This is a genomic window from Mycobacterium sp. 852002-30065_SCH5024008, from assembly GCF_001665645.1.
Lineage (GTDB): Bacteria > Actinomycetota > Actinomycetes > Mycobacteriales > Mycobacteriaceae > Mycobacterium > Mycobacterium paraffinicum.
The window spans coordinates 1-770 of the sequence record NZ_LZSZ01000139.1 but is presented as its reverse complement, the minus strand read 5'-3'; the positions used below and the strand labels follow the sequence as shown (position 1 = coordinate 770).

General features: G+C 66.8%; 1 protein-coding gene. It reads left to right on the top strand.

Annotated features, from left to right (window positions below):
* Nucleotides 1-770: non-ribosomal peptide synthetase (locus tag A5781_RS17565; RefSeq protein ID WP_156624761.1), on the top strand; the 770-nt coding region annotated here is incomplete at both ends.

Here is a 770-nt window from a genome sequence, read left to right as displayed (position 1 = left end):
AGATGTGTATAAGAGACAGGTGGGGTCGCCGGTGGCGGGGGCAGCACTGTTGGTGCTGGATCAGTGGTTGCGCCCGGTACCGGCCGGGGTGGTCGGCGAACTCTATGTGGCGGGTCGCGGCGTGGGGGTCGGGTATTGGCGCCGGTCCGGGTTGACCGGGTCGCGGTTTGTCGCCTGCCCCTTCGGGGGCGCCGGGGCGCGGATGTATCGGACCGGGGATTTGGTGTGCTGGGGCGACGACGGCCAGATTCGGTATGCGGGACGTGCCGATGAGCAGGTCAAGATCCGCGGGTACCGCATCGAGCTCGGCGAAATTCAGACAGCCCTGACCGGTCTAGACGGGGTCGGGCAGGCGGTGGTGATCGCCCGCGAGGACCGCTCCGGCGACAAGCACCTGGTGGGTTACGTCACCGAGTCTGCTTCTGGGACGGTCGATCCGGTGGCCATCCGCGCCCAGCTGGCGCAGCGGCTACCGGCCTACATGGTGCCGGCAGCGATCATGGTGCTCGACGCCCTACCACTGACGGTCAACGGCAAACTCGACACCCGCTCGCTACCGGCACCGGACTACACCGACAGCGAACGCTACCGCGCCCCAGCCACTCCCACCGAGGAAATCCTGGCCGACATCTACGCCCAAATCCTCGGACTCGAACGCGTCGGGGTCGACGACTCGTTCTTCGAGTTGGGTGGGGATTCGTTGTCGGCGATGCGCCTGATCGCGGCGGTCAACACCAGCCTGAATACCGACTTGTCGGTGCGGGCCATCT